The following is a 16,805-nucleotide window of genomic DNA, read 5'->3' on the forward strand; positions in this document are numbered from 1 at the left end:
TGGATAAATTAATTCTGTCGCTCACTCCTTATGTGCCTGTTTAATCGTGGTTAATATGCTGGCTAAATAGAGGCCAAAATAAGATCATAAAAATGTGACAACAAACAAGTTGTTAACAATTAAAGCATACATTTATTGCTGCAACGGATAACCGTGGATTGGCTCACGCGCTGGGGTTTTATTCGGGCGTCTCTTCCTGCGCGTCAGGCGCAGAGGGCAAAGGCCAGCCGCCTAGGCGCTTCCAACGATTAACAATTTCACAAAATAGCTCGGCCGTACGCTCGGTATCGTAAAGGGCGCTATGGGCTTCTTTGTTATCAAAAGCAATATCAGCGGTTTTACAGGCTTTAGCCAGCACGGTTTGCCCGAGAGCCAAGCCGCTTAAAGCCGCCGTATCAAAGGTGGCAAAAGGGTGGAAGGGGTTACGCTTTAGCTTCGCGCGCTCGGCGGCGGCCATCACAAAGCTGTGATCAAAATTGGCATTGTGGGCGACCATAATGGTGCGCTGACAATCTGCCGCTTTTTGCTCTTTACGGATCAGCTTAAAAATCTCTTTTAAGGCCTCGCCTTCATCAACCGCGCCGCGCAAGGGGCTGTAGGGATCACGAATGCCGGTAAATTCAAGGGCCGCTGGCTCTAAGTTGGCGCCTTCAAAAGGCGTGACATTAAAATGCAATGTTTTATCCGGCGCGAGCCAGCCTTGCTCATCCATTTTTAAGGTTACCGCGCAAATTTCGAGTAATGCATCGGTGTTGGCGTTAAACCCGGCTGTCTCCACATCAACAACAACGGGAAAGTAACCACGGAATCGGGCCTTAAGGCTGTTCAGATCGCTTTCTTGGCTCATGCAATGTCACTTTACTTACAATAATCATAGCATGATTATCGCAAATCCGGACGATAAGCTAAAGTCACCATCTTGCCGGTCGATATCTTTATCGTTACTCTTGTTGGTTAAACCGTCTCTCACTGCTGGGTGCATCCTCTTTAGGTGTGCAAATATGCCACTCCAAGGATCATAAAGCCTGTGCAGAGCCTCATGCGAAGTTCGGAGTCCAGAATGGCGTCTCGCCTTTTTAAGCCATGCCTGATTAATAATGTGTTGCCGGGCGCGCTGGCCCTCACCGTGGGTCTATTGAGTGCGGGTAATGTTTATGCAAACAAGCAATATGTCGCATCGCTTGGCGAGTCGAACTGGGCGGTGACCATAGATACACCGATCGAGTGCCGCCTGCAGCATAATATCCCTGGATACGGGCTCGCGTCGTTTACCTCGCGCGCCAGCAAAGATATGAATGTAGATTTCGAGTTGGAGATGCAGCGTCCTATGGGTGAGACAGCGCCGGTATCTTTGCTATCCATGCCGGCCGATTGGATGCCCGGTGAACCGGCCCGATATATGGACCAGCTTAAGTTTTTCCAACAGTTTGATGGTTATGTCGGCGGCCAAACGGCCTGGTCGATGTTGAGCGAATTGGAAGAAGGTCGCTTTCCTACCTTTAGTTTTCAAGATTGGCGGCGCCAACAGCGTCAAATCGATGTTGCCCTCTCTGCGGTGGCGTTTGGGGCACCGTACCAAGAATTTAGCCAATGCTTAAATACCTTATTGCCTTACGCGTTTGAGGACATTTCCTTTACCGTATTGCGCTATCAAGAAAACAGCGATGAACTCACCAAAGCGAGCCGCCAACGCTTAACCCAAATTGCCGAATTTGTCCGCTATAGCAATGATATTGATTTGGTTTTGGTCGCCACTTATTCCGATGCACGAGGCACACGCGCCGCCAATCAACAAATGTCGGAGCGGCGGGCGAAGAAATTACGTGACTACTTTACCTCTTTGGGCTTGCCTGAAGACAGGATCACCGTTGAGGCCTATGGCGAGCGCCGGCCGGTCGCCGATAACGAGGATCCCATTGGCCGAAGTAAAAACCGTCGTGTGGTGATCTCTCTGGGAAGGACCTTGTTATAAGGCACAGTCAACGTTCAGCGAGTAGGCGGACGTTCAGCCGAGGTGGGATGACAAACCAAAAGCGAACCTTAGTTCCGAGCGACAGAAATAACAAAGCCCTGCGGTTAAAGCAGGGCTTTGTTGTCTTGGCTATGTCGCTATCACCAAGGCTCACACTGTTAAGCGGGTGACCTTCATGAGCAGGTGTCAGTTAACCGTTTAGGCCAGCAGACGCGCTCTTGTTTTGAATAAGCTCGAGCTTATAACCATCAGGGTCGGTGACAAAAGCGATTTCAGTGCTGCCACCTTTTACTGGGCCTGGCTCGCGAGTGATATTGCCGCCGGCTTGGCGAATTTGATCACAGGTGGCGTAAACATCGTCGACACCGATCGCAATATGACCAAAGGCGTTGCCGTGATCGTATTCCGATTCGCCCCAGTTATAGGTCAATTCGATCACCGCACCGTCAGACTCATCGCTGTAACCGACAAACGCCAAGCTATATTTATACTGCTCGTTTTCATTGGTGCGTAACAAACGCATACCCATTACGTCGGTGTAAAATTTTACTGCGCGATCGAGATCACCGACGCGGATCATGGTGTGTAGAATTCTGCCGTTAGACATGACGTTGCTCCTTTATTACTTGCCAGTGCTCGCCTGAAATAGCGTTAGCTGTCTGGATAGACTTTATCTTTATACTCACATAAATCTTCAATGATGCAACTGCCACAGCGGGGTTTGCGTGCCAGGCAGGTATAGCGTCCGTGCAAAATAAGCCAATGGTGCACATCGACCTTAAACGCTTTGGGCACCACCTTGTTCAGTTTCTCTTCCACGTCATTGACGTTTTTACCCATCGCAAACTTGGTGCGATTAGAGACCCGAAAAATATGGGTGTCGACCGCAATAGTGGGCCAACCAAATGCGGTATTGAGCACGACATTGGCTGTTTTTCGCCCGACACCGGGTAAGGCCTCCAGCGCTTCGCGGCTTTCTGGCACCTCACCACCGTGCTGTTCGATCAGCGCACGACAGGTCTTAATCACGTTCTCGGCTTTGGAATTAAACAGGCCGATGTTTTTGATATAGGACTTCACCCCATCCACACCTAGTGCCAATAAGCCCTCTGGAGTGTTGGCCACCGGATAGAGTTTATCGGTCGCTTTATTGACACTTACATCGGTAGCTTGGGCAGACAGTAACACTGCAATCAACAACTCGAAAGGGGTAGACCAATGCAGCTCTGTTTGCGGTGTTGGGTTGTTGTCCCGCAGCCGCTCCAAAATCTGTTGTCGTTTTTCTTTATTCATTTCCCTATCCCGTCACTGATTGCCGGTGATCCGCGCACGTTCAATCACTGGTTTCTGCTCGGATTCTGTCTTACTGGCAAGACGGGTATCAATGATGTTTTTCAGAGCGATCAAAAAGCCCACCGCTAAAAATGCACCGGGTGGCAATATCGCCAATAAGAATTTGGTATCGAATTGGAAAATTTCAATCCGTAGTACCGAGGCCCAATCACCGAGTAACAGATCGGCGCCATCAAACAAGGTGCCGTTACCAATAATCTCTCGAATCGCGCCGAGTATCACCAGCGCTGCGGTCATGCCCGTTCCCATCCAAAAACCAYCACTAACCGATAAGCCAACCGGGTTTTTTGAGGCAAAGGCTTCAGCGCGGCCGATAATAATGCAGTTGGTGACAATCAAGGGGATAAAGATCCCGAGTGACTGATAAAGGCCGTAAGCATAGGCATTCATCACCAATTGCACACAGGTGACCAACGAGGCGATTACCATCACGAAAATTGGGATACGCACTTCTTTAGGCACCCATTCTCGGATCACCGACACGATTAAGTTGGAACCCACTAGCACAGCCAGTGTTGCAATGCCGAGGCCCAGCGCATTGGTGACGGTGGCAGAGACTGCCAGCAGTGGACACAACCCCAGCAGCTGCACAAAGGCCGGGTTGTTGCTCCATAAGCCATTTTTCATCAGCGCTTTGTGGTCACTGTTCACGACGCACCTCCGCAATTGACAGGTTGGTTAAGCAAGGTAGCTTGTTGCTGGCTGACAAACCAAGCCGCTTTTTTTACCGCGGTAACCACCGCCCGGGGGGTAATGGTCGCACCGGTAAACTGATCGAACTGACCGCCATCTTTTTTGACCGCCCAGCGTTTATCGTCTTCACTGATCACTGTCTTGCCGCTAAAGCTCTGTACCCAGTCCGACACACGTAAGCTCACTTTGTCTCCCAGGCCTGGGGTTTCATTGTGCTCGAGGACCCGTACGCCCAAGACTTGATGACTGGTCGCATCCATCCCGATCAGCACTTTTATCGCGCCATTGTAGCCATTGGGGGCGATGGTTTGAATGGCAACCGTGGTCACCTCATCGTTCAAGGTGCCAACATAAAAAGGTTGCGCTTCGTCAGTGCCGAGTGCGTCCGAGTTTGTCACCAAGCGGCAGCTTTGGTGAAGCGAATTATCATGGCGCGCCTTTGGGATCACTTGATTGAGCGCTTTGGATAACTGAATTTGTTGTTGCTCTTTTATCGTGTCTTCAGTCAGCGCATTGGTAACCGCCACTAATGCGGTGGATAAGAGGGCTGCGATCGCCAAGATGCCCCCATGTTTTCGTATTGTTTCAATCATGACTGTGACTTCTTCTCTGCCCGCTTATTCGCATGGCCGTAAGTTCTCGGTTTGGTGTAGTAATCAATCAAAGGCACGCATAAGTTAGCGATAATCACTGCAAACGCGACACCGTCGGGATAGCCACCCCAAGTACGGATCAAGTACACCAACACCCCAATGAGGCCGCCGAACCACAAGCGCCCTTTGTCCGTCGTGGATGCGGAGACCGGATCGGTGGCGATGAAAAATGCCCCCAGCATGGTCGCACCAGACAGCAAATGAATCAGCGGCGACGCTAACTGGTCGGGCGCAATCAAGTGGCCCAACAGTGAGCTTGTTAATAAGGCGGTGAGTACCGCAACCGGAATATGCCAGTTGATCACACCGCGTTGAATCAATACCAAACCACCGAGCAGATACAGCGTATTCACCCAGGCCCAGCCTTTGCCACCAACGGCAGAAAATATAGGCTGTTGCAAGGCCTCACTGACGGTTTGTCCGCCGGCTAATGCGGTTTTTATGGTGTCCAGTGGCGTGGCCATAGTTGCACCATCGACGGTCATACGGAGTTGGTTAACACTAAAACCGTCCAACGTATAGCCACTGAAAATAGCGGCTAGGGTATCACCGAACGTTAACGCATGGGTGGCAAGGCTTTCGGGCGGTAGCCAGGTGGTCATTTGTATTGGAAATGCGATCAACAGTACTACATAGCCAACCATGGCGGGATTAAACAGGTTTTGACCCAGCCCGCCATAAATATGCTTGGCAACGATGATAGAAAACGCGGTACCAATTACGATCACCCACCAAGGTGCCATCGGGGGGATCGCGACGGCCAAAAGAAATGCAGTGAGCAGCGCGCTATTGTCACGTAGATAGGCCATCACCGGGCGGCGACGTAACCGCATCACCAGTGCTTCTGTTGTCCAGGCGGTTAACACGGCGAGCGTTAGCTGGATTAATACCCCCCATCCAAAGAAATACCACTGTGCCGCGAGTCCTGGTAATGCGCACAGGAGAACGGTCAGCATAATATGGCTGGTGGAGCGCTTATTGTGGGCGTGTGGTGAACTTGCAATGAAAAACGCCACGTCGATTATTCCTTATTATCTTGTGTTTGTTGAGCGGCTTTACGGGCCTTAGCACGGGCAACGGCAGCGGCGACAGCGGCTTTTTTATCGCTGGCTTCGCCAGTGTCTGACGTTTTGTTGGCTGTTGCGGTTTGGCTTTCAGTTGAAGCCGATGAATCAGCGCTTGATTCGCCTTGTTGCGCCGCTTTACGGGCCTTAGCACGGGCAACGGCAGCGGCGACAGCGGCTTTTTTATCGCTGGCTTCGCCAGTGTCTGACGTTTTGTTGGCTGTTGCGGTTTGGCTTTCAGGTGAAGCCGATGAATCAGCGCTTGATTCGCCTTGTTGTGCCGCTTTGCGGGCCTTAGCACGGGCAACGGCAGCGGCGACAGCGGCTTTTTTATCGCTGGCTTCGCCAGTGTCTGACGTGTTGTGGGCTGTTGCGGTTTGGCTTTCAGTTGAAGCCGACGAATCAGCGCTTGATTCGCCTTGCTGAGCGGCTTTTCGGGCCTTGGCACGAGCAACAGCAGCGGCGACAGCGGCTTTTTTATCGCTGGCTTCGCCAGTGTCTGACGTGTTGTGGGCTGTTGCGGTTTGGCTTTCAGTTGAAGCCGATGTATCAGCGCTTGATTCGCCTTGTTGCGCCGCTTTACGGGCCTTAGCACGGGCAACGGCAGCGGCGACAGCGGCTTTTTTATCGCTGGCCTCGCCAGTGTCTGACGTKTTGTTGGCTGTTGCGGTTTGGCTTTCAGTTGAAGCCGAGGAATCAGTGCTTGATTCACTTTGCTGAGCGGCTTTTCGGGCCTTGGCGCGGGCAACGGCAGCCGCTACGGCGTCTTTTTTACCACCTTGGTTGTCAGTGTTTTCTGATCCTGCCTGCGACGCTATGGCTTGCGCGGGTTTTTGCGTCTCTTTCGCCGCCTTACGCGCTCGGGCTTGTCGTTTGCGCTCCTCGCGCAACTTCATCATTTCACTGTTATCTGGCTCATCACTGCCGGATTTCGCTGCCTCGGCTTGCTTGGCTTTTGCGCGTGCAATCGCAGCGGCGACTGCAGGTTTCACGTTGTTATCGGCCGATTGCGCCGCTTTTTTCGCCTTCACCCGTTCAACTGCAGCGTTTAAGGCATTGCCAGAGCCGGCATTTTGCTGTGCGGCTTGTTTGCGACGTTCCGCTGCTTGGCGGTGTTTTTCTTCTCGCTCTTGTTTTTCTCGTTCCATCCGCGCTTTTTTGGCTTCAAAGCGTTGGCGCGCCCGTTCGGCCGCCTCTTTTTCTGCTTCAATCTCGCGGATTTCGGCTTTGGCTTGGCGATAATATTGCACCAGCGGAATCTCACTAGGACAGACGTAGGCACACGCGCCACATTCAATACAATCAAATAGATCGTAGTCTTGGCATTTGTCATAGTCTTGATCTTTCGCGTACCACTGCAGCTGCTGCGGGAGAAGATGCGCGGGGCACACATCAGCACAGGCACTGCACCGAATACAGGCCATTTCTTGTTTGGCTGGTGCTATTTCTTTGCGGGTTGGCACCAACACACAGTTAGTCGTTTTGGTGATGGGCACCTTGGCGTGAGGCACCGTAAAGCCCATCATCGGGCCGCCAATAATCACCCGTGGCTGTTTTTTATCCGCTTTATAGCCGTGCTGAGCTAATAGTTCGCCAATCGGCGTGCCCAATAATGCCCAGCGGTTTTGCTGGGTTTTGAGCGTTTTCCCGGTCAGGGTTACCACGCGCTTGATAAGCGGCTCACCGTCTAGCACGGCGCGCTTAATCGCGTATGTGGTGCCAATATTTTGCATCAACACGCCGATGCTGGCCGGAAAGGCTTTGGCCGGTACCTCTTTTCCTGTGATCAGTTGGATGAGCTGTTTTTCACCCCCTGATGGGTATTTGGTCGGCACCACTTGAATGAGGATGTCGTCCTCAACCGCGTCGACAGCGGCATTTAACGCAGCAATCGCCTCGGGCTTGTTATCTTCAATACCAATCACCGCCAGTTTTGGCTTCACAATGTGGTTGAGAATTTGGATGCCCGCGACGATTTCATCGGCGCAATCTTGCATCAAGCGATCGTCGGCGGTGATATAAGGCTCACACTCGGCGGCGTTGATGATCAGTATCTCGGTTCGTGCGAGGCCGGTTTGTAGTTTACGGGCGGTAGGGAAACCCGCTCCCCCCATTCCCGCAATGCCCATTGCGCGAATATGATCAATCAGGCGCTCAGGTGTTTGGGTGTGATACTCAGCAAAAGCGGGTTTTGCGCCCCATGTATTGTTACCGTCCGGTTGAATTACAACACAGCGATCGGATAACCCAGAAGGGTGGGCGATGGTTCTATCTTCAATTGCAATCACGGTGCCTGAGGTTGGCGCATGCACCGGCACACATTGCTGAATGTCGGTTTCGGTGAGAGCTTGTCCTGCGAGGACCTGATCGCCTTGGCTAACGAGTAGTTTGCCTTTACTGCCAATATGTTGTTTTAACGGAATAACCAGTTCAGATGGCAGTATGTGCTCAAGAATCGCGTTTTGGTTAGATTGGGTTTTGTGCTCGGGTGGATGAATACCGCCGTGAAAATCCCAGATCTGACCGTGTTTAATTTGTTCAATGAGACTTTCCATCAGGCGCGTGCCCCCTGATTGTCGGTTATGTTTACTACCGGAATTTGGTCGAGCTGCCACTTCCAGGTTTCTGGTGTGTCCTGGACGGGGATCATTTCAATGCAATCGGTCGGACAGGGTGCTACACAGAGATCGCACCCAGTGCAATCTTGTTCAATCACGGTATGCATGGCTTTGGTGCTACCGACAATCGCATCAACAGGACACGCTTGAATACACTTAGTGCAGCCAATGCAGTCTTCTTCGTGGATAAAGGCAACGGTTTTGATGCTTTTTTCTTCATCATGCGCCAATTCTGTCGCTTCAACGCCCATCAGGTTGGCGAGGCTCTCGATGGTTTGTTGCCCGCCAGGGGGACATTTATTGATTTCATCGCCATTAGCAATCGCTTCGGCATAGGGTCGACAACCAGGATAACCACATTGGCCACATTGCGTTTGTGGCAGGATGGCATCAATTTGATCGACAAGGGGATCGGCCTCGACTTTAAAGCGGATCGAGGCAAAACCAAGAATTGCGCCGAAAATAGCGGCGAGGGCAGCGATAACAATCACTGCGATCACGATTCCACTCATGATAAGGTCACCAATCCAGTAAAGCCCATAAAGGCGAGCGACATCAGACCTGCGGTGATCATAGCAACAGACGCGCCCCGGAAGGGAGCCGGCACATCAGCCGCGGCAATACGCTCGCGCATTGCGGCAAATAGAATCAATACCAGCGAGAAACCACAAGCCGCACCAAAACCATAAATGATGGATTCAATAAAGCTGTGCTGCTGTTTTACGTTGAGCAAAGCAACACCCAATACCGCGCAGTTTGAGGTGATCAGTGGCAAGAAAACGCCCAATAACCGGTGTAACGTAGGGCTGGTTTTGTGTACCACCATCTCAGTGAACTGCACGACCACGGCAATGACCAGGATAAAGCTCAGTGTACGCAAGTAGCTAAGATCTAACGGAATGAGGATATAGGTTTCAACCAGGTACGAGCTCACCGATGCCAGGGTCAGCACAAAGGTTGTGGCTAAGCCCATGCCAATCGCTGTCTCTAGTTTTTTTGATACGCCCATAAATGGACACAGGCCCAAAAACTCCACCAGAACGAAGTTATTGACCAAGACAGTGCCCACTAATAGCAACAAATACTCAACCATGCTATTTAATCATTTAGTGTTTTTGTGATCTGCCTATTATCGACCTTTGAAGCGGCTATAACAACCGCCATCAAGCAGGGTTTTTGCCTGATCCGCTGTAAGCTATCAGTGACGCTTGATTTGCGACCGGCTTAGTACAGGGTAGTGGTAGAACAGAAGGGGCGATCAATATGAGAATGCTGTTTCGAGGGAGAGAATAGTCAAGTCTAAGCAGACAGCTCAGTCAACGTTGGTTAAATAGCGTTTGGTTGAATAGCGACATAATCTGCGAAGCAGATCAGACAGTGACTTGGAAAGAGTAGAATTAAAACGAAGGAAGTGGCTCCCCCTGCGGGACTCGAACCTGCGACATACGGATTAACAGTCCGCCGTTCTACCAACTGAACTAAGGGGGAATCGATTTACTGATGTATTCTTTTTGATTTCAAGGTTGGCTCCCCCAACTGGACTCGAACCAGTGACATACGGATTAACAGTCCGCCGTTCTACCAACTGAACTATGGGGGAATTGCCTTGAGAACGGGGCGAATCTTAGCGAGCCCCTGAAAAAGTGTCAACTCATCAACCCTAAGAAAATCCATCTTTTCAACTGACTGCTGAAAAGCTAGCCGTTGGCGTTGATAAAAGCACCACAATGGCGATCGATTAAGCATTGATGCGAACTTGGACTTGACTTTTATTCACCTCAGTAAGGCAAGGGCTTTCAGTGGTTACCCACAGATTCTGTGGATAACCATGTGTGTGAATCTTGATAAACTCGCTACATGATTGATTTTATGCAAAACATCGATAATCAAGAAATTGTTTTTTGTTTTTATGATTATGATTTTATTGATTTTTTATGGGTGAGAGTGCGCGAGTATGACGAAAGCGGAATGTCAATATTATGCACAGGTTGTTTTTTCGTCAGTCATTGAGTATCGGGGATAAATACAGTGATGATCATTGAATGTTGCGATTTTTTTGCGGGAAGGAGGGGTAAGGGTTCCAAAAGAGGACCGGTAGATTACCTAGGTCCGATTTTCAGATCAAGAACTCTACGCGAAAAAGATCGCATTTTACACGCAACCAGTAAGCAGTCAGAGTCGTTGACTCCGTCAGGTGAGTCAGGACAATAAGATGACTTGGTCAGACGACCCAACAGGACAGCCTCATGAGTAAAACGTTTTCGCTGCATTCTGCTTTTCAACCATCGGGCGATCAGCCTGAAGCCATTCACCGATTATGTGAGGGGCTCGATGCGGGGCTCGCGCATCAAACATTATTGGGGGTAACGGGCTCAGGTAAAACATTCACGATGGCCAATGTGATTGCGGAACTGAATCGACCCACGATGATACTGGCGCCCAATAAAACCCTAGCGGCTCAGTTATATGGTGAAATGCGTGAGTTTTTCCCGGATAACGCGGTGGAGTATTTCGTTTCTTACTACGACTACTATCAACCAGAGGCCTATGTGCCTTCAACCGACACCTTTATCGAAAAAGACGCGTCAATCAATGATCAGGTTGAACAAATGCGGCTTTCGGCAACTAAGGCCTTAATGGAGCGGCGTGATGTCGTCATTGTGGCGTCGGTATCGGCCATTTACGGCTTGGGGGATCCCGACGCGTATCTGAAAATGATGTTACATATCCGACGCGGTGATATTCTGGATCAGCGTACTGTTTTACAGCGTCTCGCGGAACTCCAATATACCCGTAATGATCTGGCATTTGAGCGCGGCACATTCCGAGTTCGCGGTGAAGTGATTGATATTTTCCCCGCCGAATCAGACAAAGACGCGATCCGAGTTGAGCTTTTCGATGACGAAGTTGAAACCATTAGCGTTTTTGACCCATTGACCGGTCAAGTCAGCGTCAAAGATATGCCACGCTGTACCATTTACCCCAAAACGCATTATGTCACCCCGCGAGAGCGTATCTTGGAAGCGGTTGAGCAGATAAAAGTGGAGCTCGCTGATCGAAAAAAAACGCTGCTTGAAAATAACAAGTTGTTGGAAGAGCAGCGGATAACTCAGCGCACGCAGTTTGATATCGAGATGATGAATGAGCTGGGATATTGTTCCGGGATTGAAAACTATTCACGTTATTTGAGTGGCCGGGCTCAAGGCGAGCCGCCGCCGACACTATTTGATTATTTGCCGGCTGATGGCTTGCTGATTATCGACGAATCTCACGTGACTGTGTCTCAGATTGGTGCCATGTACAAAGGCGATCGATCACGTAAAGAAACACTGGTCGATTATGGGTTTCGCTTACCGTCGGCGTTGGATAACCGGCCACTTAAGTTTGATGAGTTTGAAGCACTCGCTCCACAGACAGTTTATGTCTCGGCGACACCAGGCAATTATGAGCAAGAGAAATCAGGGTCAGACATCATCGATCAAGTGGTGAGACCGACGGGGCTTACTGACCCTGAAATTGAAGTGCGCCCGGTCGCGACTCAGGTCGATGATTTACTCTCAGAAGTACGTGCCCGGCGTGAACGGAATGAACGGGTGCTTGTGACCACATTAACCAAGCGTATGGCCGAAGACCTAACCGAATATATGCAAGAGCACGATGTGCGCGTGCGCTATCTGCACTCTGACATTGATACGGTTGAACGCATGGAGATCATTCGCGATTTACGGCTTGGCGAGTTTGATGTCTTGGTGGGGATCAACCTGCTACGAGAGGGGCTAGATATGCCAGAAGTCTCTTTGGTTGCTATTTTGGATGCTGATAAAGAAGGTTTCTTGCGCTCTGAACGCTCGCTGATTCAAACCATAGGTCGTGCTGCGCGTAACCTGCGCGGTAAAGCCATTTTATATGGCGATCGGATCACTAAATCGATGAAGCGTGCGATTGATGAAACCGAGCGGCGTCGCGTCAAGCAAGTGGCTTACAATGAGGAGCATGGCATCACACCGCAGAAATTGAACAAAAAAGTGATGGATGTGATGGAAATCGGTACCGGTAAGCGAAGCAAGGCGAACAAATCGTCCGCGAAGTCGTTACGTGCTGTTGCCGAGCCAGATGCAGATTATGTACTGAAATCCCCGCAAGCGATTGATGCGGAAATTAAAAAGCTTGAAAGCCAAATGTTAGAAGCGGCACAAAACCTTGAGTTTGAAACGGCTGCACAATTGCGCGATCAGCTCCAGGGGCTGCGCGAGCAGTTTATTGCCAACAGTTAGATAAAAAGTTAGATAAAAAAAAGCCAACCTAAGAGTCAGGTTGGCTACAGTGTTTCAGTGAGTAATAACTCACAAACAACGTCAGTTGGCTAGGTGACCCCTAAGGGTCACACAATAGGATGCATTTGGCGTGCCAAAAATTAAAAAGGCGATTACATCGACAAAACGTGTGGTTTTAAGCCACGAGCAAAGATACAATGTGGGAAATTATTGCATAATGCAACGCATTTCGCATACGCTCGTGCAATTAAGCCAATGAATATTATAGGCTCTATGAAGACCACAGGCAGCGATATGATTCTTGGAGGATAAATGCCAGCACTGTCACCCAATAAACGAATATTGATGGTGGAAGATACAGCGTCGGTCGCGGCGTTATACAAATCGTATTTAAATCCCTTGGATGTCGATGTCACCATTGTGGGCAAAGGGCAGGATGCGTTGACTTTGTTTGAACAAGAAGGCGACCAACTCACGTTGATTATTCTGGATCTTCGTCTGCCCGATATGTCAGGGATTGATGTGCTGGCAAAAGTCCGTGCTGTCGCGCCAAGCTTGCCGGTGATCATTATGACCGCTCATGGGTCGATTGACGCGGCAGTCGACGCGATACGCCATGGCGCCAATGATTTCTTAATTAAGCCTTGTGAGGCGGATCAATTACGCGTCACGGTGAATAAGTCGCTCAAGCCTAAATCCAGCCATCAATCCAACACCAGCAGGCACGAAAGCGAATATCATGGCTTCATAGGCAGTAGCTTACCGATGCAAGCGGTTTACCGCGTGATTGAATCCGCCGCCCCCAGCAAAGCGACTGTTTTTATTACCGGTGAAAGTGGCACCGGGAAAGAAGTCTGTGCCGAGGCCATTCATGCGGCCAGCACCCGCAGTAATAAGCCTATTGTTGCATTAAATTGTGCCGCTATTCCCAAAGATCTGATTGAAAGTGAGCTGTTTGGCCATGTCAAAGGCGCGTTTACCGGTGCGGCGGCTGAGCGTGAAGGGGCGGCAGAAATGGCGCATGGCGGTACCCTCTTTTTAGATGAAATTTGCGAAATGGATATGGATTTGCAATCCAAATTACTACGTTTCATTCAAACGGGGAGTTTTCAAAAAGTCGGTTCTTCGCATGTTAAAAACGTGGATGTTCGATTTGTTTGTGCAACCAACCAAGATCCTTGGCTTCAGGTTCAGCAAGGAAAGTTTCGTGAAGACCTCTATTATCGTCTGCACGTGATCCCACTTGAACTGCCGCCTTTAAGTACACGCGGTGACGATGTGCTCGCGATTGCCAATGCCTTGCTCGCTGTATTTTCTGCAGAGGAGGGTAAAGATTTTTGTCGCTTCAGTGATGAGGTAGTCGATCTCCTGCTGCGTTATGACTGGCCGGGTAACGTTCGTCAATTGCAAAATGTAATTCGCAACATCGTCGTGCTGCATAATGGTGAAGAAGTCAGCAAAGAAATGCTTCCTTCTCCTGTGAATCGCATTTCTGGTGCCGAAATTGCATCACCGCAGCATAACGCGGGGTCTGAACTCACGACGAGTACTTTTTCGCCGAATCACCTGGTGGCGCAAGAATCACCAGATTTAACGCCATCGTCGTTGAGTAAAGCGGATGTCGAGCCTTTATGGAAAACCGAAAAGCGCGCCATTGAAGCGGCGATCGATGTGTGCAATGGCAATATCCCGCAAGCGGCCGGGTTACTCGAAGTTAGCCCTTCAACTTTGTACCGAAAACTGCAAGCCTGGCAAAAAACGGCGGCGAATGAATGATAGGAACCGATGTATGGCCACCACAGTAAATACCGAAACATTACGTCGATTGGCGTTAGAAGTGGGAGAGGATACGGTGACCGTTTTGCTCACTGTATTTAGTGATGAATTATCCCAGTATCACTCTCAACTGGTTGGCTCGCCATCAATTGAGCAAATCCGTGAAATCAGCCATGCGATTAAAAGCAGTGCCGCCAGTTTTGGTGCTGATGATTTAGCCGAAATGGCGCGCGAGTGCGAATCGCGTGTTAAGCAAGGCCAGCGCGAGTGGATGTCACATCACTTGGATGAGCTCACCGAAATGCTGCAAGGGACGGCGTCAACTTATCGGGAGATGGCAGTCGAGCAGGACTTCATCAATAGCTTGACGTAGCTTATCCCTGTCGTGACGCCAATGATGATTTGAAGAGGCCAGTTCGGCCTCTTTTTGTTGATAGTCTGGGTCAAGCTGTGTCGCGCTTTTCTCTCCGAGTATAACATCAACCTTTTTGCCTCCCATCGCACGTTCGCACCACGCCAACATGGTATCGAGAGACATCTCGCCCGCCGGACCGATTTCTTTGCCTAAATTACGGATAAAAACAATTTTTGCCTGCGTGTGCTTAAGCGCTCGTCCCAATTCGGGAACCAATAAAGGTGGCATGACACTGGTTAAAAAACTGCCGGGGCCGAGCAGTATCATGTCTGCCTGTGCAATTGCATCCATGGCTTCACGTGTGGCCGGTACGGTTGGTGAGAGAAATAAACGAGTGGGAGGCGTAGAGAGCTCATCAATGTGTGTTTCCCCCGCGACGGTTTCTTCATCGGCCGTTAATGCGGCTAATTCTGCAGGGTGTTCAGACATCGGCAGAAGATGCGGACGTACATCTAATAGATCGCGAATCAGCTGAATCGCTTCTAAGGGGCGAACGGATAAATTATCGAGCGCCGTCAGGATTAAATTGCCTAAATTATGCCCATTCAATTCGCCTTTGCCTTTAAATCGGTATTCGAACAGCATAGAGCCCACTGATGGTTCGGTAATTAATTGATTCAAGCAATTACGAATATCACCCCAGGCTATTCCTCCCTGGCAGGCGCGAATACGGCCCGTTGATCCACCGTTATCTGTCGTGGTGACAATGCCGGTCACGCGATTTCCATGCTCACTTAATGCAGATAATACTCGCCCTAAGCCATGCCCGCCGCCAAGGGCGACAATACGTGTTGAAGACGTCACGTTTGCTTGGTGAGACGATCTTTGCGCTGATCGATCTTGATCAGACACAGTTTGGTGGGAAATCGCTGGATCAGAAAGCGTTGGGTGGCGCATTGCCGAGAGACCTAAACAGACAGAAAAATTACGCTAATGTTACCTKAATCGTCCGAATTAAGAAGAAACGCTTGGTGAGAAAATGTGAGCAAGGGAAGAAAAGTACGATAAAAAGTGAAAAAACGGGATAACGCAGCGCATTATCCCTCACCCTAAAAAAGACAGAAAAATGGGCGCAATTGGCAAAGCAGCACAGAAAGCATCGTCCTCTATCTAGTGAGGATCCTGCATCATACTCAGCAGGTAATCGCGTGTCGCGACACAAGAGTTATTGGCCATTAATGCTTGTTTTTCATCAGTTGGCAGCGGTAACAGCTCTAACCAGCGTTGACATAACCAGGTTAAATTGGAGAACTCTGCCTCACGATGCATGCTTTGTAGCTCTGGGTGGCGCTCAAACATGGATTGTAAGCGCTCGACCAGTGGCTCGCTTTGCTTATCGACGTGACAGTCAGGCCAGCGCGGGAGAGGACTCACCGTGGCGAATAACATCTCATCATGCTGGTAGTTGAACGCTCGAATCGCAAAACGCGCAATGCCGCGGGCAGTGACAACTAAACATCCATCCTCTTGACTGCGGGTGTAATCTTCAATCTCGATAAAGGTACCAATATTAACCTGCTGATGCTGAGCCTGGCTTTCTGCCATACACACCCCCAAAGGCAGACCGTGTTTTAAGGCAAAGACCAGTGTTTGCAACGCTTCTCCGGTTGGGATCCGAAGAGGAATGCGTCCACCCGGTAATATATGGCGATCGTTGAACAGAATGGGTGTTGATTGTCCCATAGTGCACCCCCTGGTGAGCAATGGTTTGGTCTAATAATCTAGATACTGCAAAAGGGATGCCTACTTTTTAAAACTTAACTGTATCGGGGGGTTGGCACGTTTCTAGCGGCTTAAGCCATAACCAACGGTTGAACAAATCGCAATTTGCAATGCAAATCCGCTTCATGACCTGCATTGTGCAATCGCGTATTGTGCAATTAAAAAAATAGCCTCCAACATGGGAGGCTATTAGATTGACGCATCGTCACTTCAACACCGCGTTAGCGATTAACCTGAGGTTTTTTTCCTTTGTATGGATTGTAAC

15 protein-coding genes and 2 tRNA genes are annotated in these 16,805 nt (G+C 49.9%); 4 read left to right on the top strand and 13 right to left on the bottom strand.

All coding sequences use genetic code 11. The annotated features are described in order from the left end of the window. Positions 1-178 precede the first annotated feature (178 nt). Entirely contained in the window at positions 179-847 is a 669-nt protein-coding gene (rnt, locus tag BZG77_RS04660) for a ribonuclease T (protein WP_077646384.1), read from the bottom strand. Positions 848-1,060: 213 nt separating this feature from the next. On the opposite strand from rnt, the gene motY reads away from it, so the two are divergent. After that, positions 1,061-1,972, top strand: a complete 912-nt coding sequence (motY, locus tag BZG77_RS04665) for a flagellar protein MotY (RefSeq protein WP_077646385.1) — start codon at positions 1,061-1,063, stop codon at positions 1,970-1,972. 190 nt (positions 1,973-2,162) lie between these two features. Here motY and gloA read toward each other — a convergent pair whose 3' ends face one another. The 10 genes from gloA to BZG77_RS04710 form a co-directional block, all read right to left on the bottom strand. Continuing rightward, a complete protein-coding gene (gene gloA, locus BZG77_RS04670) occupies positions 2,163-2,579 on the bottom strand; it encodes a lactoylglutathione lyase (protein WP_021022308.1) in 417 nt (138 codons plus the stop codon). 44 nt (positions 2,580-2,623) lie between these two features. Continuing rightward, a complete protein-coding gene (nth, locus tag BZG77_RS14900) occupies positions 2,624-3,265 on the bottom strand; it encodes an endonuclease III (RefSeq protein ID WP_175993387.1) in 642 nt (213 codons plus the stop codon). A 12-nt stretch (positions 3,266-3,277) separates the two neighbouring features. Further along, a complete protein-coding gene (locus BZG77_RS14905; RefSeq protein ID WP_274532595.1) occupies positions 3,278-3,976 on the bottom strand; it encodes an electron transport complex subunit E in 699 nt (232 codons plus the stop codon). Then, complete coding sequence (gene rsxG, locus BZG77_RS04680; protein WP_077646386.1) at positions 3,973-4,611, bottom strand: electron transport complex subunit RsxG; 639 nt, start codon at positions 4,609-4,611, stop codon at positions 3,973-3,975. Before rsxG ends, BZG77_RS14905 begins: the two co-directional genes overlap by 4 nt. Beyond that, positions 4,608-5,687 carry an electron transport complex subunit RsxD gene (rsxD, locus tag BZG77_RS04685; RefSeq protein WP_077646387.1) on the bottom strand — a complete coding sequence of 360 codons (1,080 nt, stop codon included), beginning with the start codon at positions 5,685-5,687 and terminating at the stop codon, positions 4,608-4,610. The genes rsxG and rsxD overlap by 4 nt, the downstream gene beginning before the upstream one ends. Positions 5,688-5,692: 5 nt before the next feature. Beyond that, positions 5,693-8,290: an electron transport complex subunit RsxC gene (rsxC, locus tag BZG77_RS04690; RefSeq protein ID WP_077646388.1), complete on the bottom strand. Its 2,598-nt coding sequence runs from the start codon at positions 8,288-8,290 to the stop codon at positions 5,693-5,695. Next, a complete protein-coding gene (gene rsxB, locus BZG77_RS04695) occupies positions 8,290-8,865 on the bottom strand; it encodes an electron transport complex subunit RsxB (RefSeq protein WP_077646389.1) in 576 nt (191 codons plus the stop codon). Before rsxB ends, rsxC begins: the two co-directional genes overlap by 1 nt. After that, positions 8,862-9,446, bottom strand: coding sequence for an electron transport complex subunit RsxA (gene rsxA, locus BZG77_RS04700; protein WP_077646390.1), 585 nt, complete (start codon positions 9,444-9,446; stop codon positions 8,862-8,864). Before rsxA ends, rsxB begins: the two co-directional genes overlap by 4 nt. A gap of 319 nt (positions 9,447-9,765) precedes the next feature. Beyond that, positions 9,766-9,841, bottom strand: a tRNA-Asn gene (locus BZG77_RS04705). Positions 9,842-9,877: 36 nt separating this feature from the next. Next, positions 9,878-9,953 (bottom strand) — tRNA-Asn (locus BZG77_RS04710). A gap of 646 nt (positions 9,954-10,599) precedes the next feature. Between BZG77_RS04710 and uvrB the strand changes: the two genes are divergently transcribed. The 3 genes from uvrB to BZG77_RS04725 all read left to right on the top strand — a co-directional run bounded on the left by uvrB (position 10,600) and on the right by BZG77_RS04725 (position 14,776). After that, a complete protein-coding gene (gene uvrB, locus BZG77_RS04715) occupies positions 10,600-12,627 on the top strand; it encodes an excinuclease ABC subunit UvrB (protein ID WP_077646391.1) in 2,028 nt (675 codons plus the stop codon). Between the two features lie 312 nt (positions 12,628-12,939). Continuing rightward, positions 12,940-14,403 (top strand): quorum-sensing sigma-54 dependent transcriptional regulator LuxO, encoded by a 1,464-nt coding sequence (gene luxO / locus BZG77_RS04720; protein WP_241844098.1) that lies wholly within the window; start codon positions 12,940-12,942, stop codon positions 14,401-14,403. Between the two features lie 13 nt (positions 14,404-14,416). Further along, positions 14,417-14,776, top strand: a complete 360-nt coding sequence (locus tag BZG77_RS04725) for an Hpt domain-containing protein (protein ID WP_077646393.1) — start codon at positions 14,417-14,419, stop codon at positions 14,774-14,776. On the opposite strand, the gene yvcK is transcribed toward BZG77_RS04725, so the two are convergent. Continuing rightward, positions 14,723-15,715, bottom strand: coding sequence for a uridine diphosphate-N-acetylglucosamine-binding protein YvcK (yvcK, locus tag BZG77_RS04730; protein WP_077646394.1), 993 nt, complete (start codon positions 15,713-15,715; stop codon positions 14,723-14,725). The two genes, BZG77_RS04725 and yvcK, sit on opposite strands and share 54 nt — an antisense overlap. A 213-nt stretch (positions 15,716-15,928) precedes the next feature. After that, positions 15,929-16,501 carry an LON peptidase substrate-binding domain-containing protein gene (locus BZG77_RS04735; RefSeq protein WP_077646395.1) on the bottom strand — a complete coding sequence of 191 codons (573 nt, stop codon included), beginning with the start codon at positions 16,499-16,501 and terminating at the stop codon, positions 15,929-15,931. Positions 16,502-16,805: the final 304 nt, after the last annotated feature.

This window comes from Salinivibrio sp. IB643, assembly GCF_001996105.1.
In the GTDB taxonomy this organism is placed as follows: domain Bacteria; phylum Pseudomonadota; class Gammaproteobacteria; order Enterobacterales; family Vibrionaceae; genus Salinivibrio; species Salinivibrio costicola.

Bases quoted from the DNA above. Each gene is read 5' to 3' on its own strand.
- rnt (WP_077646384.1), bottom strand. From the start codon at position 847: ATGAGCCAAGAAAGCGATCTGAACAGCCTTAAGGCCCGATTCCGTGGT.
- motY (WP_077646385.1), top strand. From the start codon at position 1,061: ATGGCGTCTCGCCTTTTTAAGCCATGCCTGATTAATAATGTGTTGCCG.
- gloA (WP_021022308.1), bottom strand. From the start codon at position 2,579: ATGTCTAACGGCAGAATTCTACACACCATGATCCGCGTCGGTGATCTC.
- nth (WP_175993387.1), bottom strand. From the start codon at position 3,265: ATGAATAAAGAAAAACGACAACAGATTTTGGAGCGGCTGCGGGACAAC.
- rsxG (WP_077646386.1), bottom strand. From the start codon at position 4,611: ATGATTGAAACAATACGAAAACATGGGGGCATCTTGGCGATCGCAGCC.
- rsxB (WP_077646389.1), bottom strand. From the start codon at position 8,865: ATGAGTGGAATCGTGATCGCAGTGATTGTTATCGCTGCCCTCGCCGCT.
- rsxA (WP_077646390.1), bottom strand. From the start codon at position 9,446: ATGGTTGAGTATTTGTTGCTATTAGTGGGCACTGTCTTGGTCAATAAC.
- uvrB (WP_077646391.1), top strand. From the start codon at position 10,600: ATGAGTAAAACGTTTTCGCTGCATTCTGCTTTTCAACCATCGGGCGAT.
- luxO (WP_241844098.1), top strand. From the start codon at position 12,940: ATGCCAGCACTGTCACCCAATAAACGAATATTGATGGTGGAAGATACA.
- BZG77_RS04725 (WP_077646393.1), top strand. From the start codon at position 14,417: ATGGCCACCACAGTAAATACCGAAACATTACGTCGATTGGCGTTAGAA.
- yvcK (WP_077646394.1), bottom strand. From the start codon at position 15,715: ATGCGCCACCCAACGCTTTCTGATCCAGCGATTTCCCACCAAACTGTG.
- BZG77_RS04735 (WP_077646395.1), bottom strand. From the start codon at position 16,501: ATGGGACAATCAACACCCATTCTGTTCAACGATCGCCATATATTACCG.